Genomic DNA, 23355 nt, shown 5'->3' with positions numbered 1-23355 from the left:
GGTTTCACTGATTTACTCCGTGGTGGGGGATGGTTGAGGGGTATCGCCGCTTCCGGCGTTGTCTGCGTTGTCTGCGTTGCCGTCGGCTGGCGCGTCATTGGCATCGTTTTCCACGATGCGTTGCAGGCCGCTCAGGCGGGCGCCGTCGTCTAGCGCGATGAGGGTTACGCCTTGCGTGGCACGGCCCATCTCGCGGATTTCAGCCACGCGGGTGCGCACGAGCACGCCCTTGTCGGTGATGAGCATGATTTCGTCATCGGCATTGACCAGCGTGGCGGCAACGACCTTGCCGTTGCGCTCGCTTTGCTGGATGGCGATCATGCCTTTGGTGCCGCGCCCGTGCCGCGTGTATTCACTGATATGGGTGCGTTTACCGTAGCCGTTTTCGGTAGCTGTGAGCACGCTGTTGCGCGCGCCGGGGGCGGATTCGGCTTCGCTGGCCTCGGCTTCCGCCACGAGCATGGCAATCACGCGCTGGCCTTCTTCCAGGTTCATGCCGCGCACGCCACGGGCCTGGCGGCCCATGTGGCGCACGTCGTTTTCATCAAAGCGCACGGCCTTGCCGCCGTCAGAAAACAGCATGACGTCGTGCTTGCCGTCTGTCAGGGCCGCGCCAATGAGGTAGTCGCCCTCATCCAGCCCCACGGCGATGATGCCGGCCTTGCGCGGGTTGCTGAATTCATTCAGCGCGGTTTTCTTCACGGTGCCGCCTGCCGTGGCCATGAACACATAGCGGTCGGCAGGGAAGGCGCGCATTTCGCCCGTGAGCGGCAGCACCACCGTGATTTTTTCGCCTTCTTCCAGCGGGAACATGTTGACGATAGGCCGCCCGCGCGAACCGCGCGAGCCGGATGGCGCTTCCCATACCTTGAGCCAATAAAGCCGCCCGCGATTGGAAAAGCACAGGATGTAGTCGTGCGTGTTGGCAATGAAGATTTGGTCAATCCAGTCATCTTCCTTGGTGGTCGTGGCCTGCTTGCCCCGGCCGCCGCGCTTTTGAGCGCGGTATTCATTCAGCGGCTGGCTCTTGATGTAACCCGTGTGGCTGAGCGTGACCACCATGTCGGTGGGGGTGATGAGGTCTTCCGTGGCCAGGTCCTGCGCATTGGGTTCGATGGTGGAGCGGCGCACGCCTTCCGCCGTCTGGCCAAATTCGGCTTTCAGCGCTGCCAGCTCGTCGCCAATGATGGCCGTGACGCGCGCCGGGCGGGCCAGAATGTCCAGCAAGTCTTCAATCTGCGCCATGACCTCCTTGTATTCGGCCACGATCTTGTCTTGCTCAAGGCCCGTGAGACGTTGCAGGCGCATTTGCAGAATTTCCTGCGCTTGCGTGTCTGAAAGGCGATACAGGCCATCTTTTTGCAGGCCGAATTCGCGTGGAAGAGCTTCCGGGCGGTAGTCATCAGCGCGCACTTCTGTGCCATCCTCGCGCGTGCGGGTCAGCATTTCACGAACCAGATGACTGTCCCAAGTGCGCGCCATCAGCTCGGTCTTGGCCACAGGCGGCGTGGGCGATTCGCGGATGATGCGGATGAATTCGTCGATATTGGCCAGCGCTACGGCCAGGCCTTCCAGCACATGGCCGCGATCACGCGCCTTGCGCAAGTCAAAAATGGTGCGGCGCGTCACCACTTCGCGCCGGTGCTGCAAGAAGACTTCCAGCAGGTCTTTCAGGTTGCACAGGCGCGGCTGACCATCTACCAGCGCCACCATGTTGATGCCGAAAGTGTCTTGCAGCTGCGTTTGCTTGTAGAGGTTGTTGAGCACCACCTCCGGCACTTCGCCGCGCTTGAGTTCAATGACCAGACGCATGCCGGACTTGTCCGACTCGTCTTGAATGTGGCTGATGCCTTCGAGCTTCTTCTCGTGCACCAGCTCGGCCATGCGCTCCTGCAAGGTCTTTTTGTTGACCTGATAAGGCAGCTCGTCCACCACGATGGCCTGGCGCTGGCCCTTGTCAATATCCTCAAAATGACACTTGGCCCGCATGACCACGCGGCCGCGCCCCGTGCGGTAGCCTTCCCGCACGCCCTGAATGCCATAGATGATGCCCGCCGTCGGGAAATCGGGCGCGGGCACGATTTCCATTAAGTCTTCGACTGTGGATTCCGGGTTGTGCAGCAGGTGCAGGCAGGCATCCACCACTTCATTGAGGTTGTGCGGAGGAATGTTGGTGGCCATGCCCACGGCAATGCCGCCGGAGCCATTAACAAGCAGATTGGGCAGACGCGTGGGCAGCACCGTCGGCTCCATTTCCTTGCCGTCATAGTTGGGCGCCATATCGACAGTCTGCTTGTCGATTTCGCCCAGGATTTCGCCAGAAATGCGCTCCAGCCGGCATTCCGTGTACCGGTAGGCAGCTGCCGGGTCGCCATCCACCGAGCCAAAGTTGCCCTGCCCGTCAATCAGCGGATAGCGCATGGAAAAATCCTGCGCCATGCGCACCAGCGCCTCATAAGTGGCCGAGTCGCCGTGCGGGTGGAAACGTCCCAGCACATCGCCCACCACGCGCGCGCATTTCACATAAGGCCGGTTCCAGACGTTGTTGGCTTCGTGCATGGAATACAGCACACGCCGGTGCACGGGCTTGAGACCGTCGCGCGCATCCGGCAAGGCGCGGCCTACGATCACGCTCATGGCGTAATCCAGATAGCTGCGCCGCATTTCCTCTTCCAGGCTAATCGGCAGGGTTTCCTTGGCAAATTCAGTCATATATATGGAGGCAGCAACAAGCCTTCGCCGGGACGGGGAAAGGGGTCAATTTTAGAGGCACAGCCATCATGAACGCCCGTTGCCTGCAAGCAACAAATTCTGCCGTTTCAGGAACATATCAGCTTTGTTCAACGGGGGAAACGCCCATTCTTTGCAAGGCATATGGCACAATGAAAAAAGCGTTTTGGTGGTGGTCACTCGAAGCGTTTGATTCTGTCGCAGCCGTTTGCTGCGGATTTTTTCCCCAAGAGGAGAACCATGAAGAAACTGAACAAATTTGCACTTGCACTGGCTGCTTTGACCGTGGCTGGATCCGCCTTTGCCGCTGCTGGCGACATTGACAACTGGCGTAATGCCAACAATGAACTGGTCTGGAAAAACGGCACAAACGAACTGTGCTGGCGTGATGCCTACTGGACGCCTGCGACAGCCGCAGCCACCTGCGATGGCGCTCTGGCTCCCGCCGCTCCTGCAGCTGAACCGGCTTCTCCGGCTGAACCAGTTCCCACGCCTGAACCCACTCCGGCGCCTGTGGCTGTCGAGAAAATCACTTATTCCGCCGAAGCTCTGTTTGACTTTGACAAATCTGTCCTGAAACCTGAAGGCCGCCGCATTCTGGACGAGCTGGTTGAAAAGGTGCAAGGCATCAACCTTGAAGTAATGGTTGCCATCGGTCACACCGACTCCATCGGCACCGAAGCCTATAACCAACGCCTGTCTGAGCGCCGCGCCAATGCCGTGAAGGCTTATCTGGTGTCCAAGGGCATCGAGAGCGATCGCGTTGCTACTGAAGGCAAGGGTGAGTTGCAGCCTGTGGCCAGCAACAAGACCAAAGCGGGCCGTGCGCAGAACCGCCGCGTGGAAATCGAAGTGGTGGGCACCCGCAACGCTCCCCAGCAGTAATTGCCAATCGCAGCGTAAGTGACGCCAAAAGCCCCGGATTTATTCCGGGGCTTTTTTATTGCACAAGTTAAAATATTAATCGCCGTTTTGATTTATCTGCAACAGCTGCCATCAACCGTCTAAACGTTCTATACCTTCCATAGAACATAAACAATATTTACAAGACCGATCGATTCACGGCCGCATCGTTTACAATAAAGCGCCTTTATCAATATTGCCTATTCTCCTAACTTGGACGGGGCAGAAGGCGAGGTTTTCTGTCAGGCGGCAATGACCAGATAACAAGCCATTGTGTTTTGTGAAACACTGAATATTCAGATCCATTTAGACATCTGCCACGTCTCTCTGACCGGTTGGTAATTCCAGATTCGCTACAGGCATAAAAAAACCGGACAGGCATGAAAGCCTGTCCGGCACTGTGTCGCGGCCGTTTCAGCGCTGCATCTGCTGCCGCGCTTGCAAGGCGGCAATGCGCTCCTCAATAGGCGGGTGCGAAGAAAACAGCTTTCCAATCTGACCCGTGATCCCCATGGCCTGCATGTTTTCTGGCAAAGCGCCAGCGTGCATGCCGCCCAGGCGCTGCAAGGCGCGAGTCATGGATTGCGACTGGCCCATGAGTTCGGCGGAACCGGCATCGGCGCGGAATTCACGCTGCCGGGAAAACCAGGCAACAATAATGCCTGCCAGAAAGCCGAAAAGAATATCAAGCACTACTGTGCTGACGTAATAGCCAATGCCGGGAGCGCCGTTGCTGTCGTCATTGCGGCGCAGCGCGCTATCGATCAGGGTTCCGATCAGGCGGCTGAGAAACACCACAAAGGTATTCATCACGCCTTGAATCAGCGTCATGGTCACCATGTCGCCATTGGCCACGTGAGCAATTTCGTGGCCAATGACAGCCTCGATTTCTTCGCGCGTCATGCCCTGCAAAAGACCTGTGGAAACGGCCACCAGCGCACTGTTTTTGAAGGCCCCCGTGGCAAACGCGTTAGGTTCGCCTTGGTAAATGCCCACTTCTGGCATATCAATGCCTGCTTTGTCAGCAAACCGGCGCACAGTTTCCACAATCCAGGCTTCGTCTGCATTTTGCGGCTGGTTGATGATTTTCACGCCCATGCTGGTTTTTGCCACTGTCTTGCTCATCAGCAGCGAAATCGTGGCTCCAGCAAATCCCACCACCAGCGAATATCCCATCAGAGTGGCGACATCGACCCCGTTGGGGCCTATGAAACGGTTCAGGCCAAATAGGCTCGTGATCAGGCCGATTACTACCATGACTGCAATATTGGTAGCCAGAAAGAGGGCAATGCGTTTCATGAGTTCCTTTTCAAAAAATATGCGACGCCTGATGATGATGGCCAAAGAGCCGATTTCAAGCGGCGCTCACAATTCTTCATATTCCCTTTCAGAGGAGTTCTCATGGATACCCATTCCTGGCTGCGCACGCTGATTTCGCTGGACACCACCAGCCGCCTCTCCAATCTGGGGCTGATTGAAACCGTGCGCGATGCGCTACGCCGCCTCGGCATTGACCCTTGGCTCAACGCCAGCGCCACTCAGCCCAAAGCCAACCTTTTCGCCACGCTGCCCGCGCGAGATGGCAGCACCCAGGGCGGCATCATTCTGTCGGGCCATACCGACGTTGTCCCCGTTGATGGCCAGCCGTGGCGCAGCAATCCTTTCACCCTCACCGAACGCGAGGGCCGCCTGTACGGCCGGGGCAGCGCGGACATGAAAGGCTTTATCGCCGCCGTCCTCGCCTGGGCGCCCAGCTACGTGGCCAACCCGGGCTGCAAACCCGTGCATCTGGCCCTTTCATACGATGAAGAAGTGGGCTGTTTGGGCGCGCGCGCCTTGCTGCACGAAGTGGTCCAGCGCGGCATCCGGGCCGATGGCTGCATCGTGGGCGAACCCACTTCCATGCAGCCCGTCATCGCGCACAAGGGCATCAGCCTGTATCACTGCTGCGTGCATGGCCGCGCTGCCCACTCTTCGCTCACGCCACAGGGCTGCAACGCCATTGAATACGCCGCCCGTCTCATCAACCATATTCGCGATGTGGCTGATGCCTGCAAAGCCCACGGCCCGTTTGACGAGGGCTATGACGTCCCCTTTTCCACCCTCTCCACCAACCTTGCCAGCGGCGGCATGGCGCTCAACGTCATCCCCGCCGAATGCGAATTCAGCTACGAAATCCGCAACCTGCCCGGCTCGCCTGCCGCTGGCATTCAGGCCCGCGTCAGCCACTATGTGGAAAGCACGCTGCTGCCCCGCATGCGGGCCGAATGCCCTGATGCCCGCATCGATATCACGCCCGGCGTCAGCGTTCCTGCGCTGGATGGCTGCGCGCAAACAGACATTGCCAGGCTCGTGCTCTCCCTGGCCGCGCGCCAGCCGCGCAAGGTGGCCTACGTAACGGAAGCAGGGCTGTTCCAGCAAGCAGGCATCCCGGCCATCGTTTGCGGCCCCGGCAGCATCGAGCAGGCTCACAAGGCTGATGAGTACATCGCCCTTGAGCAACTAGAACAGTGCGACCGCTTTCTGCAACGCCTGGGCCTGGCTCTGTGGCAAAGGCGGCAAGGCGGCTTTGAATAGGCCTTCAAGCCGCATCAGGCCGCAGGCAGGTTCCTGTAGCCCTCCGGCAAGGCTTCAGCCCTCATCCACCACGGCGGGCACGCGCGGAGCCAGGGCGCTCATCAGCACGTAGCCCACGGTGCCAGCGGCGTGGGCCACTTCATCAATGGACAGCCCCGGCCCCCAAAGGGTGACAGGCGAGCCAAAAGCGGCCTGCGGCACGGGAGCGAGATCAACGGCCAGCATGTCCATGCTCACACGGCCCAGGGTGCGGGTGCGCACGCCGTCCACCAGCACGGGGGTGCCGGTGGGCGCTTCGCGCGGGTAGCCATCGGCGTAGCCGCAGGCCACCACGCCAACGCGCATGGGGCCTTGTGCCGTGAACAGGCCGCCGTAGCCCACGCGCTCCCCGGCCTGCACGTGAGTCACGCCGATCAGGCGCGAGGTCAGCGACATGGCGGGCTGCAGGCCCCAATCGCTGGCGCTGTGCGCAGGGTAGTCGGGCGAGCTGCCGTAAAGGGCAATGCCGGGGCGCACCCAGTCAGAAGACGCATCGCCCGCGTGGCGCAGCAAGGCGGCGCTGTTGCACAGCGTGCGCTCGCCGGGCAGGCCCTGCGTGGCTTGCGTGAAAACAGCCTGCTGCAGCGCAATGCCGCGCGCGCCATCGGCATCGGCAAAGTGGGTGGCGTGCGAAATTTCCTCCACCTGGGGCAGCGCCGCCAGCCGGGCGTAGGCGGCGCGGTAGCGGCCAGGCGCGAAGCCCAAGCGGTTCATGCCGCTGTTGAGCTTGAGAAAAACGCGATGCGGCTGGTGCGTCTTGTGCATGGCCAGCCAGTCGATCTGCTCGTCGCAGTGCACGGCGTGCCACAAATTCAGGCGCGAGCAGGTTTCCAGATCGCGCGGCTCAAACACGCCTTCCAGCAGCAAGATGGGGCCGCGCCAGCCCAAGGCGCGCAGGCGCTCGGCTTCATCCAGCTCCAGCAGCGCAAAGCCATCGGCGCCGCGCAATGCCTCGAACACGCGCTCAATGCCATGTCCGTAGGCGTTGGCCTTGACCACGGCCCACACCCGCGCCTCCGGCGCCGCCTGCCGCACGCGCGCCAGGTTGTGCCGCAGCGCGGCGTGATGAACGGTAGCCAAAAGAGGGCGGGGCATGGCGAAGCGGCAGGGGGGCGGAAAGCGAAGGCGGCGATTGTGTCACCGGGGTTCGCGGCGGCTTGGCGCGCGCCAGCCCCGCCCCGCAGCCCTGCCAAGCGCCCAGACGGCCTGAAAGCCCGTTTTTCTCATCAAAAAAAGGAGCAAATCGGCACCCATGAAAACACCCTTCTGCGCCCGTCCATGCGGACATCACGCTATTGATACAAGAGCAAATCAACGCCTGTGCGGCTGGCCGCTCCAATGCCTGCCCGCGCCCAGACAAAGACAATCACCCGCTTCTTCCATCCCCTTGCCGCCCATGCAACTGCCCCTCACGCAACTGCCCGCCCACCTGACCCAAGGGCTGCGCCCGCTGTATGTGCTGCACGGCGATGAACCGCTGCTGGCGCAGGAAGCGCAAGACGCCATCCGCGCCGCCGCACGCGCCGCCGGGCATGCCGAGCGCAGCGTGCACACCGTGATGGGCGCGCACTTCGACTGGAGCGCTCCGCTGGCCGCCGGGCAGTCGCTCAGCCTCTTTGCGCAAAAGCAGATCGTGGAAATCCGCATCCCGTCGGGCAAGCCCGGCAAGGAAGGCAGCGCGGCCTTGCAGCAACTGGCCGCGCAGATTGCCGGGCAGGCCGCACAAGCCACTCCCAACGCGCCAGGCCCGGGCGTGCTTACCCTCATCACCCTGCCCCGGCTGGACAAAGCCGCCAAAACCAGCCCGTGGTTCACGGCGCTGGAAGCGGCGGGCGTGTGCGTGCAGACCGACTCCATCGACCGCGCCCGCCTGCCCGCGTGGATAGCCGAACGCATGGCGCGCCAGAGCCAGCGCGTGCCCGCAGGCGAAGAAGGCCAGCAGGCCCTGCGCTTTTTCGCTGACCGCGTGGAAGGCAACCTGCTGGCCGCGCATCAGGAAATCAGCAAGCTCGCCCTGCTCTACCCGCCAGGCGAAGTCAGCCGCGCGCAAATTGAAGCCGCCGTGCTCAACGTGGCCCGCTACGACGTCTTCAAACTCTCCGAAGCCATGCTGGCCGGCCAGCGCGCCCGCACGCAAAAAATGCTCGACGGCCTGCGAGCCGAAGGCGAAGCCGAAGTGCTGGTGCACTACGCCATTGCCGAAGACATCCGCACCCTCAAGCGCGTGAAAGACGCCACCGCCGCTGGCCGCCCCCTGCCCCTGGCCCTGCGCGAAGCGCGCGTGTGGGGCCAGCGCGAGCGCCTCATCGAACGCGCCCTGCCCGGCCTGCCCGCCGCGCAACTGGCCAGCCTGCTGCAAGCCGCGCACTTCGTGGACGGCATCTGCAAGGGCCTGCCAGCCCCCGGCTGGCCAGCCGCCCCCTGGCCCGCGCTGCACCGCCTGGCCCAAGGCCTGACGGCCGCCTGCGCCGCCGCCTGCAGGCGCTAAAAGCCCGCGCTCCCAGCCCGCCCAGTCCTATTTGCTCCTTTATATATAGCAATATGTCCTAGTGGAATCTGCGCTGAATGGCATTTCTTGCCACTCAAATTTGCTCCTCTTATTGATTCAACCAGATGGACAAAGCTCGCTCAAAGGCGCCCGCGCTCGTCTTGGGCTTGCAGCGCGGCAGCGCACGGCGATGCTGCGCCATGACCTCAAACGCAGCGTGCAGCTGAATGCGAAGCCATATCATCCGGCAGTTTGTAACGACAGGCTTTTGGATAACTTGCCATGAATCACGGGGCGAAATGGCGCTGTGCGTTCCCTGTTCATGCCTTTCCTGATCCAATGCGCTTCTTGGCTTTTCGCGGCCTGGCCGTGAGCAGGCTCTGGCAAATGTCCATCGCGCGCCTGCCGCGTGCTGATGAGCCGGTTCGGGGGCGGGCATGACGCGGCGTTTTTCTTCCATGCGCCGCAATCTGCGCGTGGCGCTGCCGCTGCTGCGCATGATTCCGCCGCTGGCGCTGACGCCGCTGCTGGTGTTGTGGCTGGGCATAGGCAATGCCACGCAAATCAGCATCATCGTGCTGGCTTCGTTTTTTTCCGGTGTTTCTGAATGCGCTGGGCGGCTTTCGCTGCGTGACGGCGCAAGACGACGAGCTGGCGCGCAGCCTGGATTTGCCGCGCTGGGCGTATGTGGCTTGCATTGCGGCGCCGGCGGCCGTGCCTTCGCTGGTGACGGGAGTGCGCCTGGGTTTTGGCTACAGCTGGCGGGCGCTGATTGCGGCGGGCAGCGGGCTGGGTTATCTGATTCTTGATGCGCAGGAGTTGCAGCGCACGGACGTGGTGATGGCGGGCATTCTGGTCATCGGCCTGCTGGGCTGGGCGATGGATTGGGCCTTTCAGCGCGCGGCCGCCGCTTTGCTGGGGCGGCGCTTTCCGGAGGTGGCTGCGTGAGCGAAGCGCCTGTTGCCGCACTCGGGGCCGCACTTGAGGCCGTGCTTGAGGGCGTGAGCCTGCGCCTGGGCGGGCGGCCGGTGCTGCGCGATGCCTCGCTGGCGCTGGAAGCTGGCGCCATCAATTGCCTGCTGGGGGCTTCGGGCTGCGGCAAGTCCACGCTGCTGCGCGTGGCGGCCGGTCTGCTGCCGCCGGATGCAGGCCAGGTGCTGGCGCGGCCGCAGGATTGCGCGATGGTGTTTCAGGCCCCGCGCCTGTTGCGCTGGCTGACGGTGGGCGAGAACCTGGGGCTGGCGCTGGCCCATCGCAGGGGCATGAAGCGGGCACAGAAGGCGCAGCGCATCGGCCAGGCGCTGGAAGTGGTGCAGCTGGCGGGCGCGCAGGCGCTGTTTCCGCATGAGCTTTCGGGCGGCATGGCCCAGCGGGTGGGCATTGCGCGCGCCCTGCTGCGCGAGCCGCGCCTGCTGCTGATGGACGAGCCGTTTGCCGCGCTGGACGCCATCACGCGGCGCAGCTTGCAGGCGGCCCTGCGCCAGCTCATCGCCACGCGGCAAACCACCTGCCTGTTCGTCACGCATGACGTGGACGAGGCCCTTGCGCTGGGCCGCCGCCTGTTCGTGATGCAGGCCGGGCGCGTGGCGCGGCAGTGGAACGCGCCCTGGCGCACGGACGAGGCCAGAAGCCAGATCGTGCAGGCCCTGTGCGCCGCTGACGCATCTTCTGCCCTTTCCGTCTCTGCGGCCGCTCCGGTTTCTCCTGTTTCTTTCCCCTGAGCTTTCACAAAGGAGCTGTATTTCATGAAAAGACGTTTCTTTTTCACCCTGTGCCTGCTTTCGGCGCTGGCCGCCCCGGCGGCTCATGCCCGGCAGGAACCCAAGCCGCTGCGCATCAGCTACGTGCGCGCGCCCTTCAATCTGCAATTGATGGTGATGAAGGAAAAGGGCATCTTGCAAAAACGCCTGGAGCCGCTGGGCCTGCAGGCGCAGTGGCCTGAAATCACCTCCGGCGCCAAGCAAGCGCAGGCGCTGGCCAGCGGCGATCTGGACATAGGCGGCGTGATGAACACCGCCTCCGTGCTGATGGCCAATGGCGAAGGCAACCCTGTGCGCATCATCGCGGGCGTTGCGCGCCCGACGGACGTTTTCGCCATCGTGGCCGCCAAGGGTGGCCCACGCGCGGTGGCTGATCTGAAGGGCAAGACCGTCGCCGGCCCCAAGGGCACCGTGCTGCACCAGTTGCTGGCCGCCGCGCTGGCGCGCGAGGGCATGAGCGTGCAGCAAGTCAATTTCGTGCAAATGGACCTGCCGCAGGCCTTTGCCGCCGTGCAAAGCGGCAAGGCCGACGCGGCGCTGCTGGCGGCCAATTTCGTGCTCAACGCGCAAAAAGACGGCGCCCATGTGCTGGCGCGCGCCACCGGTTTGCTCACGCCCTTGCTGACCATGACCGCCAGCGAAAAATTCCTGAAAGCGCACCCCGACCGCGTACAGGCCGTGGTGGCCGCGCATGACGAAGCCTGGCAGTGGATTCAGGCGCACCGCGAAGAGGCCATTGCCTTGGGCGCGCGCTTGCAAAACGTAAGCGAGCAAGAAGCCCGCCAGCTCTACGACTGGACGCACTTCACCCAGCGCCTGAGCGAAAGCGACTTCCGCGCCCTGGAAGCCGACATGCAGTTCATGCTGGACAACGGCATGATGCGCAACCGCGTGGATGTGCGCGCCCTCGTCGCCCCCGCCGCGCTGGATGGCGCCAGCGCCCAATGAACCCGCCCGCCCCATCCCCGCCGGCTCGCACATCGTGCGGGTGGCCGATCAAGACGGCGTGATCGAAATCGGCCCTGCCGATTTCATCAAGTACGCCTCCCACGCCAACGCCATTGCCGCCGCGCTCATGGCGCGCGTGGCTGGCCTGCGCCTGCTCTCGCCCGAAGAACCCGTGCAGCGGCGCGAGCTGTACTGGCGGCTGTGCTTTCCTGGCCTCGAGCTGGTGGATTGCGTGGAAGTGGAAAGCACCTCTGCTTATACCATTCGTACTCCGCATTATTTCCACGTTTGATTAGAGGAATAAATCACAGTCAGTGATTTACGAATCATTTTCCAAGAGAATCTTCCTGTCTGTAAATCTGGCCTTTGCCGGCATTCTTTCCTCAATCCGTTGGCGATTGGTGGCCAGGGCTTGTTCAGTGGGGGTATAATCCAGCCATAATGCGGCATCGGTGCTGAGTTCTTGCGGCCAAATATATGTCACGTTGAAACCACGCGCTCTGCATTCGGCATGAAGCGCATCATAACGTTTCTTCAAGAAGGCCATTTTATTAAAGAAAAACCGCACATGGCCCTCACCCAGTTTATATTCCGTCGGTTGGCCTTTTAGGTGAAATTTCCCTTTGGCAACAGCGTTGGGAATACGGGTAAGTTCGCGGTGTTCGGCAAGCAAATGTTGATCGCACAATTCACTCGGCGGGACAAGATTAATTCGGGTCATAAATCATCACGAAATCAATAGAGAGGCGTAATACCAGAAGAAATACAGGATGCCGTCCAGCTTATTTGTGTGGCGCTAACCTTACTTACACGCCAACAAGCTCAGAGGTCGTCATTTCAGCGTTGTGCTACGGCTACATAAATTTTGTTTCTTGACCGCACTTTGAGGTCTGTTTCATCACGGTAATCGTCCATTTGGCGTCATCAATTTGTTCATAATTTGTCACTTCATAGCCTTCCTCGGCAGCCCATGCAGGGATAGCTTCTGTAGCTTGAGTACAATCAAACTCAATTTCTAAGCAATCTCCTTTATTTAGTTTTGCCATAGTTTCTTTCGCTTCAACTAAAGGAAAGGGGCAAACAAGCCCCAATGCAGGTAATTTAACGCTGCTCTCGCGCGCCGTGCGCGAAAACCGCTGCCTGTGCCAGCCCGTCACCTGCCACCCGCACGCGCCGTTTTCGCTGGGCGGGCAGTTCGTCTTTGAAATCAGCTACCGGGGCCGCGCCGTGCAAATCTGGCCCAGCCCGCAGGTGTTCGACGACGAATTCGCCAGCAAGTGCGCGCCTGGCAAGACGCGCCCGACAGCCCCGGCCGCCAGGCCTACCTGGCCTGGAAAGCCCGCAAGGTGGCGCAGATATTGGGTCTGCCTGAAGAAAAGCTGTTGCGCGCCGTGATGCTGCCCAGCCAGCAGGCATGAAAAAAAGGGAGCGTGCAAGCTCCCTTTTGCCCGGCCCCTGCCGCGCGCAGCGCCGTCAAGGCGCGTCTTCCTGCGCCTGCCAGATGTTTTTCAGCCGCGCCAGCTCGTCATCAAAGCGGGCGTTGAGCAGCCTGCGCTCCTCCTGCTCGTTGGCCATCGCGCGCTCCTGCGCCTCCAGATTCTTCTGGTTGGTTTCCGCGTTGCGCTTGATATAGGCCGGAATCTTCTGCGGGTCGGCAAAGCTGTCCAGACGCTTTTGCAGCTCGTCGCGCTCTTGCTGCAAGGCTTGCAGGCGCTTTTCTATCAGGCCCATGCGCAGCTGGGAAGGCTCAAGCGCGTCGCGCCGCGCCTTGGCGTGCGCTTCCAGATTGGGATAGCGGATGGCCAGGGCGATATCGCGCTGGCGCTGGTTTTCCTGCTCCTGAAGCCGCTGCTTGGCCTGCTCGGCCTTGGCCTTTTGCTCCTTGAGCTGGCTCACCGTCGGCTCCGGGCGCAGCACGCGGCGCGTCACGCCGCTGGAAGACAGCTGGCGCTGCTCGCGGTCCATGCACTCGGGAATGGGCCGGTCGGAAGTGATGCGGCGGCCATAGGCATCCACACAGGTATAGATGCCGCCAGCGCTCTTGCCCGGATCGGCGGCCAGCGCCGTCCCAGCCAGGCCCGTAGCCAGCCACGCGGCAGCAATCGCGCCAGCGGCGCGGCCCAGGCGGAAGATGGAAAACGCGGGTTCAGGCATCAGGCAATCGCGCAAGGCGGCAGGTTTTGGCATCGGAAAAAGGAGCAAATTCAAGGAGATGAAATTCCGTTCTGCGCACATTCCACTAGGACTTCAAGCTATGAAGACAGGAGCAAAAATACGGCTTCTCCCTTGGGGCGGCTCTCAGAACAGCGGCTCAGGCCGCGCCATAGCGTTCGCGGTAGGCCGCCACGGCCTTGAAGTATGGCAGGGACTGCGGGTCCTGCTCCAGATACTGCAAAAGCTGTGCCAGGCTGGCGATGGCGCACACCTTCAGCCCCAGTTTCTCGCGCACATATTGCACGGCGCTCCAGGGGGCGTCCTGCCCGTTTTCCGTGGCTTTTTCCTGCCGGTCCAGCGCAATGGCCACCGCATGCGGCGTGGCCCCCGCGCTGCGGATGAGGGCGATGGATTCGCGCACGGCGGTGCCGGCCGACATCACGTCATCCACGATGAGCACGCGCCCCTTGAGCGGCGCGCCCACCAGCGAGCCGCCCTCGCCGTGGTCCTTGGCCTCCTTGCGGTTGTAGGCAAAAGGCTTGTTGTGCCCGGCGGCGGCCAGCGCCACGGCCACGGCGCTGCCCAGCGGAATGCCCTTGTAGGCGGGGCCGAAAATCATGTCGAATTCAATGCCGCTGGCCAAAATGGCCCGTGCGTAAAATTGCGCCAGCCGCCCCAGGCGCGCGCCATCATCAAACAGCCCGGCATTGAAAAAATAAGGCGAAATCCGCCCGGCCTTGGTTTTGAATTCGCCAAAACGCAGCACGCCGCAATCAATGGCAAATTGCACGAATTCCTGCGCCAGCGCATTTTCTTCGCATTCAGTCTTGTTCAACAGGGCATTCATGGAGTGATTCACTTTGTTCAAACTCACCAGCCTCAATCTCAATGGCATACGCTCGGCCGCCGGCAAGGGGCTGGGCGAATGGCTGCTGGCGCAAAGGCCCGATTGTATTTGCGTGCAGGAAGTCAAGGCGCAAATGCCCGACGTGGCGGGCCGCTTTGAAACGCTGGCGGGCATGCGCGGGTATTTCCATCTGGCCAGCGTGAAAAAGGGCTATTCCGGCGTGGGCATCTATACGCGCCACGAACCCAGCGAGGTATTGGCAGGCTACGGCAGCGAGGAATTCGATGCGGAAGGCCGTTATGTGGAATTGCGGTTTGATACGCCCGCGCGCAAATTCTCCATTATCAGCAGCTATTTTCCCAGCGGCTCTTCCGGTGAAGAGCGGCAGGCGGCCAAATTCCGTTTTCTGGACGGTTTCCTGCCTTTTTTGAAGCGGCTCAAGAGCGGGCGCGAATTCATTTTGTGCGGCGATTTGAATATCGCGCACCAGGAAATCGACCTGAAAAACTGGAAAGGCAACCAGAAAAACAGCGGTTTTCTGCCCGAAGAGCGCGCCTGGATGAGCCGCGCGCTGGCCGAAGTGCCCTTGACAGACGTGTACCGCCGCCTGCACCCGCAGGCCACTGGCGAGGCCTACACCTGGTGGAGCAACCGGGGCCAGGCCTGGGCCAACAACGTGGGCTGGCGCATTGATTACCACCTGGCCACCGAGGCCACCGGCCAGCTGGCCCGCCGCAGCGCCATTTACAAGGAGCAGCGCTTTTCCGACCACGCGCCGCTGACGATTGAATATGAAATGGCGCTGTGATATTCCCATGCAGGCTTGATTTTTTGGCGTGCGATATTCTGAAACAAGGCCCATTGCCATGTCCGTTTTGCATTATCAAATCATTCCCGTAACGGCTTTTGCGCAAAACTGTTCGCTGCTGTGGTGCGATGCAACGCGCGAGGCGGCCGTGATTGACCCCGGCGGCGATTTGCCGCGCATCGAGCAGGCCGCGCAGGCGCTGGGCTTGAAGCCCGGGCAAATCTGGCTCACGCACGGCCACATCGACCACGCGGGCGGCGCGGCGGAGCTGGCCGAGCGCTGGCAAATTCCCATCATCGGCCCGCATCCGGCCGACCAGTTCTGGATCGACGCGCTGGCCGAGCAAAGCCGCCTGTTCGGCCTGCCGCCCGCGCGCGCCTTCACGCCCACGCGCTGGCTGCATGACGGCGACACCGTGCAGCTGGGCCGCTGCGAGCTGGCGGTGCGGCACTGCCCAGGGCACACGCCAGGCCACGTCATCTTTCACTCGCCCGAAGCCCGGCTGGCTTTTGTGGGCGACGTGCTGTTTGCGGGCAGCGTGGGCCGCACGGACTTTCCGCAAGGCAGCCACGCGCAGCTGATAGACAGCATCACCCGCCAGCTCTGGCCCCTGGGCGATGACACCGCCTTTGTGCCCGGCCACGGCCCCGGCAGCACTTTCGGCCATGAGCGGCGGCACAACCCCTTCGTGCGGGGCACATGAAAGGCTATGAGCAGGGCAAAGATTTCGCTCCTCGTTCAATAGCAAGATGTCCTAGTGAAAATTGCGCAAGGCGGCATTTTCACCCCCTTCAATTTGCTCCTTTTATTGATGAATTCTGCCCCAAGTCATTGCCATGAATGAACCGAAAACGCCGCTTTGGCAGCAGTTGCAGGCCACGGCCGCCGCCTTGCAGGCGGTGCGGCAGGGCCAGTCGCTGACGGCCTGGCTGGCGGCGCTGCCTGCCGCGCAGCGCCCGGGCGTGCAGGCGCTGGCTTCGCAGGCGCTGCGGCAGTGGGGGCGGGCGCAGGCGCTGCGCCAGCAGCTGGCGCGCCGCGCGCCGCCGCCGCCGCTGGATGCGCTGCTGTGCTGCGCGCTGGCGCTGGCCTGCTGCGAGCCGCCGCCGTATAGCGATTTCACGCTGGCCGATCAGGCCGTGGAAGCCGCGCGCCGCCAGCGCGGTTTGCGGGCGCAAGCCGGTTTTCTCAATGCCTGCCTGCGCCGCTTTGGCCGCGAGCGGGCGGCGCTGCTGGCCGCCGTGCAGGCTGACCCTGTGGCGCGCTGGAATCACCCGCTGTGGTGGGTGCAGCGCTTGCAGCGCGATCACCCGGCGCACTGGCAGGCGCTGCTGGAGCAGGCGCAAGAGATGCCGCCGATGGCGCTGCGCGTGAATCTGCGCCAGGGCAGCCGCGAGGCGTATTTGCAGCAACTGGCGCAGGCGCAGATGGCGGCGCGCGCGCTGGGGCCTGCGCATCCGGCGGGCATCGTGCTGGCGCGCCCCGCGCCGGTGCAGGCGCTGCCGGGCTTCGCACAGGGCCGCGTTTCCGTGCAGGACGGCGCGGCGCAGCGGGCCGCGCCGCTGTTGCTCCAGGGGCTGGCCCCCGCTGGCGGCGCGCCCGCTTTGCGCGTGCTGGACGCTTGCGCTGCGCCTGGCGGCAAGACGGCGCATTTGCTGGAGCTGCGGCCCGGCGCTGAAGTGCTGGCGCTGGATGTGGACGCCGCGCGCTGCGAGCGCATTCGCGGCAATCTGGCGCGCCTGGGTCTGGCCGCCGAGGTGCGCGCCGCCGATGCCGCCCGGCCCGCGCAGTGGTGGGACGGGCGGCCGTTTGATGCCATCTTGCTGGATGCGCCGTGCAGCGCCTCGGGCATCAGCCGCCGCCATCCGGACGCGCGCTGGCTGCGGCGCGAATCCGACCTTGCCGCGCTGGCGGCCACGCAGCGCCGGCTGCTGGCGGCGCTGTGGCCGCTGCTGCGCCCGGGCGGGCGGCTGCTGTATGCCACCTGCTCGGTGTTCCGCGCCGAGGGGCAGGAGCAGGCCGATCACTTTCGCGCCGCCCACCCTGACGCGCTGGCGCTGCCCGCGCCGGGCCACTTGCTGCCCGCGCTGGCGCCCAGCGGGAATCCGGCAGAAAAATGCGGTGAAGATACGGACGCACACGAACCTTGCACGGAAGATGGCTTTTTCTATGCCCTGTTTGAAAAAAGCGCTGCCTGAATTCACGGGCCTTGCCGCCGCGCGCCGCCGCGCCTTGCTGCGCACGGGCGCGGCCCTGGCCTGCCTGTCTGCGCTGCCCGCTTGGGCGCAGGCGGATGAAGCGCAGCCGGAAACAAGCCCGGAGATGGGCGTTGAGACGGGGGCAGGAATGGAAGCGGAGATGAGCGTGGAGACGGGGCCGGATCGCCCGCCCGCCGCGCCTGCCGCAGAAATGGCCGGGCGGGCGGAAGCTGGCGCTTCAGCCCCAGAGAGCACGGAAAACAGGCCCTCTGATCCCAGGCAATCCGAAAGCCAGGAAGCCGAAAGCGCCTTGCCCGAAAGCCCGGCGCAGCCTGCCAGCACCGCCACGCTGGCCGAGCTGCGCACCCGGCGCGAAGCCGATGGCAGCCTGCTTTTGACGGCGCGCGTGCGCTTTGCGCTGGCGCCCGCGCTGGAGCAGGCGCTGCTCAAAGGCGTGCCCCTGCACTTCATGGCCGAAGCCGTGGTGCTGCGCAGCCGCTGGTACTGGCGCGACCGCCGCCTGGCCGCGCGCCAGTGCTACTGGCGGCTGGCCTATCTGCCCCTGATGCGCCGCTGGCGCGTGCTGATCAGCAGCCAGCCGCTGGCGGGCGTGGAAGCGCCCAGATCCGAGACCACCACGGCCCGCCTGTTTGACACGCTGGATGAGGCGCTGGATGCCGTGCAGCGCGTGAGCCACTGGCGCATCATGAATGCCGCGCACTTCGAGCCGGGCCGCCGCCACACGCTGCGCTTTCACTACCTGCTGCAAGACGAGGGCCTGCCGCGCCCGCTGCAAGCGGCCGAGCGCATCGAGGTGCAGCGCGACATGGATCTGACGCCGGAGGGCGCGGCATGAACGGCAGGCCAGACGCTTCTTCGCCCGCCACGCCATTGAACACTCCCTCAGCCACGCGCTTTGCCCGGCTGTGGAACCGCGTGCAGCGCCGCGCGCTGCTGGCCGCCGCCGCCGTCATGCTGTCCGTTGGGCTGATGCTGCTGTTTCTGCTGGCGCAGGCCGCCAACAATCTGCTGCTCTATCAGAACTACTACGCGCCGCTGGTGGCCATGAATGCACTGGTAGCGCTCATGCTGGCGCTGGGCATTGGCTGGGGCGTGAGCTGGCTGTGGCGGCAGTGGCGGCGCGGGCGCTTTGGCAGCCGGCTGCTGACCAAGCTGGCGGCCATCTTCGCGCTGGTAGGCGTGCTGCCGGGGCTGCTGATTTACGTGGTGTCGTATCAGTTCGTCTCGCGCTCTATCGAATCGTGGTTTGACGTGAAGGTGGAAGGCGCGCTGGAAGCCGGGCTGAACCTGGCCCGCACCTCGCTGGACACGCAGGCGCGTGATTTTGGCAACCAGCTGCGCGCCGCCGCCACGCAACTGGCGCAAACGCCAGACGGGCTGACGGCCCTGCCGCTGGAGCGCATTCAGGAGCAGACCGGCGCGACCGACATCTCCCTGTGGGGCGGCAGCCCGCTGCGCATGGTGGGCAGCGCAGGCGGCGCGCACTTTGAAATCAACCCTGAACGCCCCGCCGCCCAGCAGCTGCGCACGGCCCGCGCGCAAGGCGTGGCCACGCAAGTGGAGGGGCTGGACGAGCCTGGCGGCAGCGCCCGCATCAAGGCGCTGGTGCTGGTGAGCGCGCCCGGCGTGAGCCTGGTGGACGAGCAGCGCTTCGTGCAGGCCGTGCAGCCGCTGCCCAGCGCGCTGGTGGCCGACGCGCTGGCCGTGCAGGAAGCCAACCGCGAATATCAGGAGCGCGCGCTCGGCCAGGGGGCGCTGCGCCGCATGTACATCGGCACGCTCACGCTCAGCCTGTTTCTGGCCGTGTTCGGCGCGGTGCTGCTGGCCGTGCTGCTGGGTAAGCAGCTGGCCACGCCGCTGCTGATGCTGGCCAAGGGCATGCGCCAGGTGGCAGCAGGCGATCTCACGCCCAAGCTGGTGCTGGCGGGCAAAGATGAACTGGTGGGCCTGACCCGCTCTTTTTCAGACATGACGCAGCAGCTGGCCGACGCCCGCCGCGCTGCCGACCAGCACCGCACGCGCCTGCAAACCATTCTGGACAACCTCACCGCCGGCGTCATCGTGCTGGACGCCGCTGGCGCCGTGCAGTCGGGCAACCCCGGCGCCGACCGCATCCTCGGCCTGCCGCTGGCCGACTACTGCCTGGGCAAGCCTCTTTCCACGCTGCCCGCGCTGCAAGAGCTGGCGCAAGGCGTGCAGGCGCAGTTCGCCGAATTCGAGGCCGCCCGCGCCGAGCACAGCAGCCTCAAGCACTGGCAGCACACCTTCGAGCTGCACGCCGCCGAAGGCGACGTGGCGGATAACGCCATCACCCTGGTGGCGCGCGGCGCGCTCCTGCCCGGCGGGCTGCGGCTGCTGGTGTTTGACGACATCTCCGAAGTCGTCTCCGCCCAGCGCGCCCGCGCCTGGGGCGAAGTGGCGCGGCGGCTGGCGCACGAAATCAAAAACCCGCTCACGCCCATTCAGCTCTCGGCCGAGCGGCTGGCGCACAAGCTGGCCGGCAAGCTGCCCGAGGCCGAAAGCCAGATGCTGGACAAAGCCGTGGCCACCATCGTCGATCAGGTGCAAGCCATGAAGCGGCTGGTCAATGAATTCCGCGACTACGCCCGCCTGCCCCGCGCCGATTTGAAGCCGCTGGATCTGAACGCGCTCATCACCGACGTGCTGGCGCTTTACGAATCCGGCGAAGGCGCGCGCAGCGTGCCCGTGCGCGCCGAGCTGGACGCGGCCAGCCCCCGCATCCTGGGCGACGCGCAGCAGCTGCGCCAGGTCATCCACAACCTGCTGCAAAACGCGCAGGACGCCACGGAAGCGGCCGGACGCAGCGCCCCCGTCATCATCCGCACCCAAACCCTGCAAGCCGAAGACGGCCTGCACCGCGTGCGCATGACCATCGCCGACAGCGGCCACGGCTTTGCCGACGCCATTCTTCAGCGCGCCTTCGAGCCTTACGTCACCACCAAGGCCAAAGGCACCGGGCTGGGGCTGGCTGTCGTCAAGAAAATCGCCGACGAACACGGCGCGCGCATCGACCTGTCCAACCGCTGCGAAAACGGCGCGGCGTGCGGCGCACTGGTGTCGTTATCATTCAAAAGCGACGTTTGATATCTGAGAAAACACGAATAACCATGGCAAATATTCTGGTGGTTGATGACGAGCTGGGCATCCGGGATCTCCTCTCCGAAATCCTCAATGACGAAGGCCACACCGTGCAGCTGGCCGAAAACGCCGCCAGCGCCCGCGCCGCCCGCCTGGAATCCCAGCCTGACCTGGTGCTGCTTGACATCTGGATGCCTGACACCGACGGCGTGACCCTGCTCAAAGAGTGGCGCGCCGCCGGCCTGCTCACCATGCCCGTCATCATGATGAGCGGCCATGCCACCCTGAACACTGCCAGCGAAGCCACTCGCATCGGCGCACAGGATTTCCTGGAAAAACCCATCACCCTGCAAAAACTGCTCAAAGCCGTGCAGCAGGCCCTACACCGTGATCCGCCCCCTGCGCCCAAGCTCGCCAGCGCCCCGCGTCCGGTCACGCCCGCGCTGACCGCCGTCACCATGCCCTTGGCAGGGCACCCGCAAGCGCCCGCTGTTCAGCCCGACCCTGCGCCCACAGGCCCTCAAAGCCGCCAGAGCTTCGATCTGGACCGCCCCCTGCGCGAGGCCCGCGATCACTTTGAAAAAACCTATTTTGAATACCATCTGGCCATGGAAAACGGCTCCATGACCCGGGTGGCCGAAAAAACCGGCCTGGAGCGCACACACCTGTACCGCAAGCTCAAGCAGCTGGGTATCGACCTTTCCCGCAACCGCAAGCACAGCCAGGCCGCCTGAAAGCCGTGTTAGAATTCGCCTTCTTTATGGCCCGGTAGCTCAGTTGGTAGAGCAGAGGACTGAAAATCCTTGTGTCGGTGGTTCGATCCCGCCCCAGGCCACCAAATGCAAACGCCCTGCCGGTTCTCCGGCGGGGCGTTTTCTTTTAAGCCTGTTCAAAATCCTGCGACACACAGAAAAGCGTTTCGAAAGCTCGCTTCCCAATCAAAAACAGGAGCACATATAGGAAACGGAAATACTGTTTCGCGCTGTCTCCACCAAGACATCATGCTATGAATACAGGAGTGAACAACCCATGCTTTCAGCCCAGCTTCATGCCGATACGCCTGCTGCACGTCAGACCGTTGACAGGCTCTTGACGTCTTAAAGCGGCGAACCAGATCCCTTTCACCCGGCTCGCCGGAGGCAGGACAATGCAGGCCCTGCGGCTGCCTGCTTGCTTCACTCCTTCTTGACATGACCTGGACTCATCCCCTGCTGGTCGGCATAGCCTGTGCCGTGCTGCTTTTCTGGGCCGTTGGCGCCTACAACCGGCTCATGCGGCTGCGCGCCAAGGTCAAAAAGCAGTTTGCCGCGTTGGATGCGTTCATGCTGCGCGAACTGGTATGGGTGCAAGGCTGCCTGCCCGATACCATGCGCGGCGGCACAATGCCTGCGCCGCTGACACTCCAAGATGAAAGCCATGCCGCCTTGGTGCGCCTGTGGGCAGCCTGCGAGCAACTGGCTGCCGCGCTGGCTGAAACCCGCCACAACCCCTATACCCCTGAGCTGATAGAAGGACTGGCCACCGCTCATGACACTTTGGGCGCTGCCTGGCAGCGGGCGCTTGAATACCTGGCAGCAGATACGCCCAGCGTTGACGCCACGCGCCTGGCCAACCGCCGCACCCACCTGCTGCACCAAAGTCTGCCCCTGCGCGAGTCTTTCAACGCCTCCGTGCTGACCTACAACCGCGCCATCGGTCAGTTTCCGGCCAGCCTGCTGGCCCGGCTATGCGGTTTCCGCCCGGCCGCCATCTTGCGTGCGCTGCCGCTGTCTTCGGCATAGGCCAACCTCTTCAAAAGGCATAGCGAGATGTCTTGATGGAAAGGGCGCGAACGCTGCTTTTCTTGGGTCTCGAAATGCGTGCGGCATCAGCTCTGGGCTTTTGTGATGCAATCCGCCGCTTCCGGCGAACAGCCTTCCTTATTTCCCCTGATGAAACACTTGGCATCCGTTTTCCGCGCCCAGCAACAGCAAAACGCCCTGCTGTGGCGCGAACTGGTGCGGCGGCCCGGCTCCGTGGGGGCCATCTGCGCCAGCTCCCGCCGACTGGCCGCCTGCATGGCTTCGCACATTGACCCGCATCCGGACGCCCCTTCCGTCGTCGTCGAGCTGGGCGGCGGCACGGGCGCCATCACCGCCGCTTTGCGCGCCAGCGGGCTGCCCGCCAGCCGCCTGGTCGTCATTGAGCATTCAGCCAGCCTGGCACAACACCTGCGCCAGCGCTTTGAAGGCGTGTGCGTCATCCACGGTGACGCCGCAGACCTGCCCCGCATGCTGCGCGGCGGCGACTGGCCCGCTGACGAAGCGGGGCGGCCCCTGCCCATCGCGCAAATCGTCTCCGGCCTGCCCCTGCTGTCCATTCCTTTGCCCGCGCGCCGCCGCATTCTTGCCGCAGGCATGCAGGCGCTGCCCGCGCAGGGGCGGCTCATCCAGTTCACCTACGCCCTGCGCGCGCCTTCGCCCTGGCAGCAGGCGGGGCTGCAATTGCTGTCAAGAGAGCGCGTTGTGTTCAATCTGCCCCCCGCCCGGGTGGATGTGCTGGCGCATCCCGTGCAAGGCTCGCGCTGGAAAGCCGCTTGAGACCCGCCCGCAAACAGGCCCCCGGGCGAGCGGCCAATGAGTGGATCAGCGCCTTCAGCATGGCCCTTCGCTGACCAGATGCCCCCAGAAACAGGAGCAAATTCAAGGGGCCTGAAATGCCTATCTGCGCTTTGTCCACTAGGACCTCATGCTATGGATAAGGGAGCTAAATATTGCCATCCATTCCTCGCGCATGCCTGACCTGCG

At 63.7% G+C, this 23355-nt stretch carries 23 protein-coding genes and 1 tRNA gene; 17 read left to right on the top strand and 7 right to left on the bottom strand.

Annotation, left to right across the window (positions count from 1 at the left end; genetic code table 11):
- Positions 1-12: 12 nt before the first annotated feature.
- A complete protein-coding gene (gene gyrA, locus C1720_RS07105) occupies positions 13-2712 on the bottom strand; it encodes a DNA gyrase subunit A (protein WP_102283727.1) in 2700 nt (899 codons plus the stop codon).
- Positions 2713-2970: 258 nt separating this feature from the next.
- On the opposite strand from gyrA, the gene ompA reads away from it, so the two are divergent.
- On the top strand, positions 2971-3615 hold the full coding sequence (gene ompA, locus C1720_RS07100) for an outer membrane protein OmpA (protein WP_050714983.1): 645 nt from the start codon (positions 2971-2973) through the stop codon (positions 3613-3615).
- Positions 3616-4047: 432 nt separating this feature from the next.
- Here the strand turns inward: ompA and htpX are convergent, their stop codons facing one another.
- Positions 4048-4932: a protease HtpX gene (gene htpX, locus C1720_RS07095; RefSeq protein ID WP_102284558.1), complete on the bottom strand. Its 885-nt coding sequence runs from the start codon at positions 4930-4932 to the stop codon at positions 4048-4050.
- 102 nt (positions 4933-5034) lie between these two features.
- Between htpX and argE the strand changes: the two genes are divergently transcribed.
- Positions 5035-6210, top strand: a complete 1176-nt coding sequence (gene argE, locus C1720_RS07090) for an acetylornithine deacetylase (RefSeq protein ID WP_102283726.1) — start codon at positions 5035-5037, stop codon at positions 6208-6210.
- A 54-nt stretch (positions 6211-6264) separates the two neighbouring features.
- On the opposite strand, the gene alr is transcribed toward argE, so the two are convergent.
- Positions 6265-7344, bottom strand: a complete 1080-nt coding sequence (gene alr / locus C1720_RS07085; RefSeq protein WP_102283725.1) for an alanine racemase — start codon at positions 7342-7344, stop codon at positions 6265-6267.
- A 301-nt stretch (positions 7345-7645) separates the two neighbouring features.
- On the opposite strand from alr, the gene holA reads away from it, so the two are divergent.
- From holA to C1720_RS07055, 5 genes are all read left to right on the top strand, one after another.
- Positions 7646-8737 (top strand): DNA polymerase III subunit delta, encoded by a 1092-nt coding sequence (gene holA / locus C1720_RS07080; protein ID WP_102283724.1) that lies wholly within the window; start codon positions 7646-7648, stop codon positions 8735-8737.
- Between the two features lie 552 nt (positions 8738-9289).
- On the top strand, positions 9290-9685 hold the full coding sequence (locus C1720_RS07070) for an ABC transporter permease (protein WP_102283722.1): 396 nt from the start codon (positions 9290-9292) through the stop codon (positions 9683-9685).
- Positions 9682-10458, top strand: coding sequence for an ABC transporter ATP-binding protein (locus C1720_RS07065; protein ID WP_199170971.1), 777 nt, complete (start codon positions 9682-9684; stop codon positions 10456-10458). The genes C1720_RS07070 and C1720_RS07065 overlap by 4 nt, the downstream gene beginning before the upstream one ends.
- Positions 10459-10482: 24 nt before the next feature.
- Positions 10483-11445, top strand: coding sequence for an ABC transporter substrate-binding protein (locus tag C1720_RS07060; RefSeq protein ID WP_102283721.1), 963 nt, complete (start codon positions 10483-10485; stop codon positions 11443-11445).
- On the top strand, positions 11426-11737 hold the full coding sequence (locus C1720_RS07055) for a hypothetical protein (RefSeq protein ID WP_102283720.1): 312 nt from the start codon (positions 11426-11428) through the stop codon (positions 11735-11737). Before C1720_RS07060 ends, C1720_RS07055 begins: the two co-directional genes overlap by 20 nt.
- Before the next feature lie 27 nt (positions 11738-11764).
- Here the strand turns inward: C1720_RS07055 and C1720_RS07050 are convergent, their stop codons facing one another.
- Positions 11765-12166, bottom strand: coding sequence for a pyrimidine dimer DNA glycosylase/endonuclease V (locus C1720_RS07050; RefSeq protein ID WP_102283719.1), 402 nt, complete (start codon positions 12164-12166; stop codon positions 11765-11767).
- A 133-nt stretch (positions 12167-12299) separates the two neighbouring features.
- On the bottom strand, positions 12300-12602 hold the full coding sequence (locus C1720_RS07045) for a sulfurtransferase TusA family protein (RefSeq protein WP_199170970.1): 303 nt from the start codon (positions 12600-12602) through the stop codon (positions 12300-12302).
- Positions 12603-12722: 120 nt separating this feature from the next.
- Here C1720_RS07045 and C1720_RS13675 point away from each other — a divergent pair, with 120 nt between their 5' ends.
- Complete coding sequence (locus C1720_RS13675) at positions 12723-12863, top strand: hypothetical protein (protein WP_158241658.1); 141 nt, start codon at positions 12723-12725, stop codon at positions 12861-12863.
- Between the two features lie 55 nt (positions 12864-12918).
- On the opposite strand, the gene C1720_RS07040 is transcribed toward C1720_RS13675, so the two are convergent.
- Both C1720_RS07040 and pyrE read right to left on the bottom strand, forming a co-directional pair.
- A complete protein-coding gene (locus C1720_RS07040; RefSeq protein ID WP_102283717.1) occupies positions 12919-13632 on the bottom strand; it encodes a DUF4124 domain-containing protein in 714 nt (237 codons plus the stop codon).
- Between the two features lie 124 nt (positions 13633-13756).
- On the bottom strand, positions 13757-14446 hold the full coding sequence (pyrE, locus tag C1720_RS07035; protein ID WP_102283716.1) for an orotate phosphoribosyltransferase: 690 nt from the start codon (positions 14444-14446) through the stop codon (positions 13757-13759).
- A 13-nt stretch (positions 14447-14459) separates the two neighbouring features.
- Here pyrE and C1720_RS07030 point away from each other — a divergent pair, with 13 nt between their 5' ends.
- From C1720_RS07030 to C1720_RS06990, 9 genes are all read left to right on the top strand, one after another.
- Positions 14460-15254, top strand: a complete 795-nt coding sequence (locus C1720_RS07030) for an exodeoxyribonuclease III (protein ID WP_102283715.1) — start codon at positions 14460-14462, stop codon at positions 15252-15254.
- Between the two features lie 58 nt (positions 15255-15312).
- On the top strand, positions 15313-15957 hold the full coding sequence (locus C1720_RS07025; protein WP_102283714.1) for an MBL fold metallo-hydrolase: 645 nt from the start codon (positions 15313-15315) through the stop codon (positions 15955-15957).
- Positions 15958-16090: 133 nt separating this feature from the next.
- On the top strand, positions 16091-17449 hold the full coding sequence (rsmB, locus tag C1720_RS07020; protein ID WP_102283713.1) for a 16S rRNA (cytosine(967)-C(5))-methyltransferase RsmB: 1359 nt from the start codon (positions 16091-16093) through the stop codon (positions 17447-17449).
- Complete coding sequence (locus C1720_RS07015; RefSeq protein WP_199170969.1) at positions 17430-18305, top strand: DUF4390 domain-containing protein; 876 nt, start codon at positions 17430-17432, stop codon at positions 18303-18305. Before rsmB ends, C1720_RS07015 begins: the two co-directional genes overlap by 20 nt.
- Positions 18302-20575 (top strand): sensor histidine kinase, encoded by a 2274-nt coding sequence (locus C1720_RS07010; RefSeq protein ID WP_102283711.1) that lies wholly within the window; start codon positions 18302-18304, stop codon positions 20573-20575. Before C1720_RS07015 ends, C1720_RS07010 begins: the two co-directional genes overlap by 4 nt.
- A 23-nt stretch (positions 20576-20598) precedes the next feature.
- Positions 20599-21303, top strand: coding sequence for a response regulator (locus tag C1720_RS07005; protein WP_050714997.1), 705 nt, complete (start codon positions 20599-20601; stop codon positions 21301-21303).
- Positions 21304-21331: 28 nt separating this feature from the next.
- Positions 21332-21407: transfer RNA gene (locus C1720_RS07000), tRNA-Phe, on the top strand.
- A gap of 352 nt (positions 21408-21759) precedes the next feature.
- A complete protein-coding gene (locus tag C1720_RS06995) occupies positions 21760-22350 on the top strand; it encodes a LemA family protein (RefSeq protein WP_102283710.1) in 591 nt (196 codons plus the stop codon).
- Between the two features lie 159 nt (positions 22351-22509).
- Positions 22510-23148 (top strand): class I SAM-dependent methyltransferase, encoded by a 639-nt coding sequence (locus tag C1720_RS06990; protein WP_146006904.1) that lies wholly within the window; start codon positions 22510-22512, stop codon positions 23146-23148.
- The last annotated feature ends 207 nt before the right edge of the window (positions 23149-23355 follow it).

Source organism: Ottowia massiliensis, from assembly GCF_900240305.1.
GTDB classification, from domain to species: domain Bacteria; phylum Pseudomonadota; class Gammaproteobacteria; order Burkholderiales; family Burkholderiaceae_C; genus Ottowia; species Ottowia massiliensis.
The sequence above is the reverse complement of the archived record's forward strand: the minus strand, read 5'-3'. Positions and strand labels throughout refer to the sequence as shown.

Excerpts from the sequence above, each read along its gene's own strand:
- rsmB (WP_102283713.1), top strand. The coding sequence starts at position 16,091 with ATGAATGAACCGAAAACGCCGCTTTGGCAGCAGTTGCAGGCCACGGCC.
- C1720_RS06995 (WP_102283710.1), top strand. The coding sequence starts at position 21,760 with ATGACCTGGACTCATCCCCTGCTGGTCGGCATAGCCTGTGCCGTGCTG.
- C1720_RS07070 (WP_102283722.1), top strand. The coding sequence starts at position 9,290 with ATGCCACGCAAATCAGCATCATCGTGCTGGCTTCGTTTTTTTCCGGTG.
- C1720_RS07050 (WP_102283719.1), bottom strand. The coding sequence starts at position 12,166 with ATGACCCGAATTAATCTTGTCCCGCCGAGTGAATTGTGCGATCAACAT.
- argE (WP_102283726.1), top strand. The coding sequence starts at position 5,035 with ATGGATACCCATTCCTGGCTGCGCACGCTGATTTCGCTGGACACCACC.
- pyrE (WP_102283716.1), bottom strand. The coding sequence starts at position 14,446 with ATGAATGCCCTGTTGAACAAGACTGAATGCGAAGAAAATGCGCTGGCG.
- C1720_RS07055 (WP_102283720.1), top strand. The coding sequence starts at position 11,426 with ATGGCGCCAGCGCCCAATGAACCCGCCCGCCCCATCCCCGCCGGCTCG.
- C1720_RS07005 (WP_050714997.1), top strand. The coding sequence starts at position 20,599 with ATGGCAAATATTCTGGTGGTTGATGACGAGCTGGGCATCCGGGATCTC.
- C1720_RS07010 (WP_102283711.1), top strand. The coding sequence starts at position 18,302 with ATGAACGGCAGGCCAGACGCTTCTTCGCCCGCCACGCCATTGAACACT.
- gyrA (WP_102283727.1), bottom strand. The coding sequence starts at position 2,712 with ATGACTGAATTTGCCAAGGAAACCCTGCCGATTAGCCTGGAAGAGGAA.
- C1720_RS07025 (WP_102283714.1), top strand. The coding sequence starts at position 15,313 with ATGTCCGTTTTGCATTATCAAATCATTCCCGTAACGGCTTTTGCGCAA.
- alr (WP_102283725.1), bottom strand. The coding sequence starts at position 7,344 with ATGCCCCGCCCTCTTTTGGCTACCGTTCATCACGCCGCGCTGCGGCAC.
- holA (WP_102283724.1), top strand. The coding sequence starts at position 7,646 with ATGCAACTGCCCCTCACGCAACTGCCCGCCCACCTGACCCAAGGGCTG.
- htpX (WP_102284558.1), bottom strand. The coding sequence starts at position 4,932 with ATGAAACGCATTGCCCTCTTTCTGGCTACCAATATTGCAGTCATGGTA.
- C1720_RS07040 (WP_102283717.1), bottom strand. The coding sequence starts at position 13,632 with ATGCCAAAACCTGCCGCCTTGCGCGATTGCCTGATGCCTGAACCCGCG.
- C1720_RS07060 (WP_102283721.1), top strand. The coding sequence starts at position 10,483 with ATGAAAAGACGTTTCTTTTTCACCCTGTGCCTGCTTTCGGCGCTGGCC.
- ompA (WP_050714983.1), top strand. The coding sequence starts at position 2,971 with ATGAAGAAACTGAACAAATTTGCACTTGCACTGGCTGCTTTGACCGTG.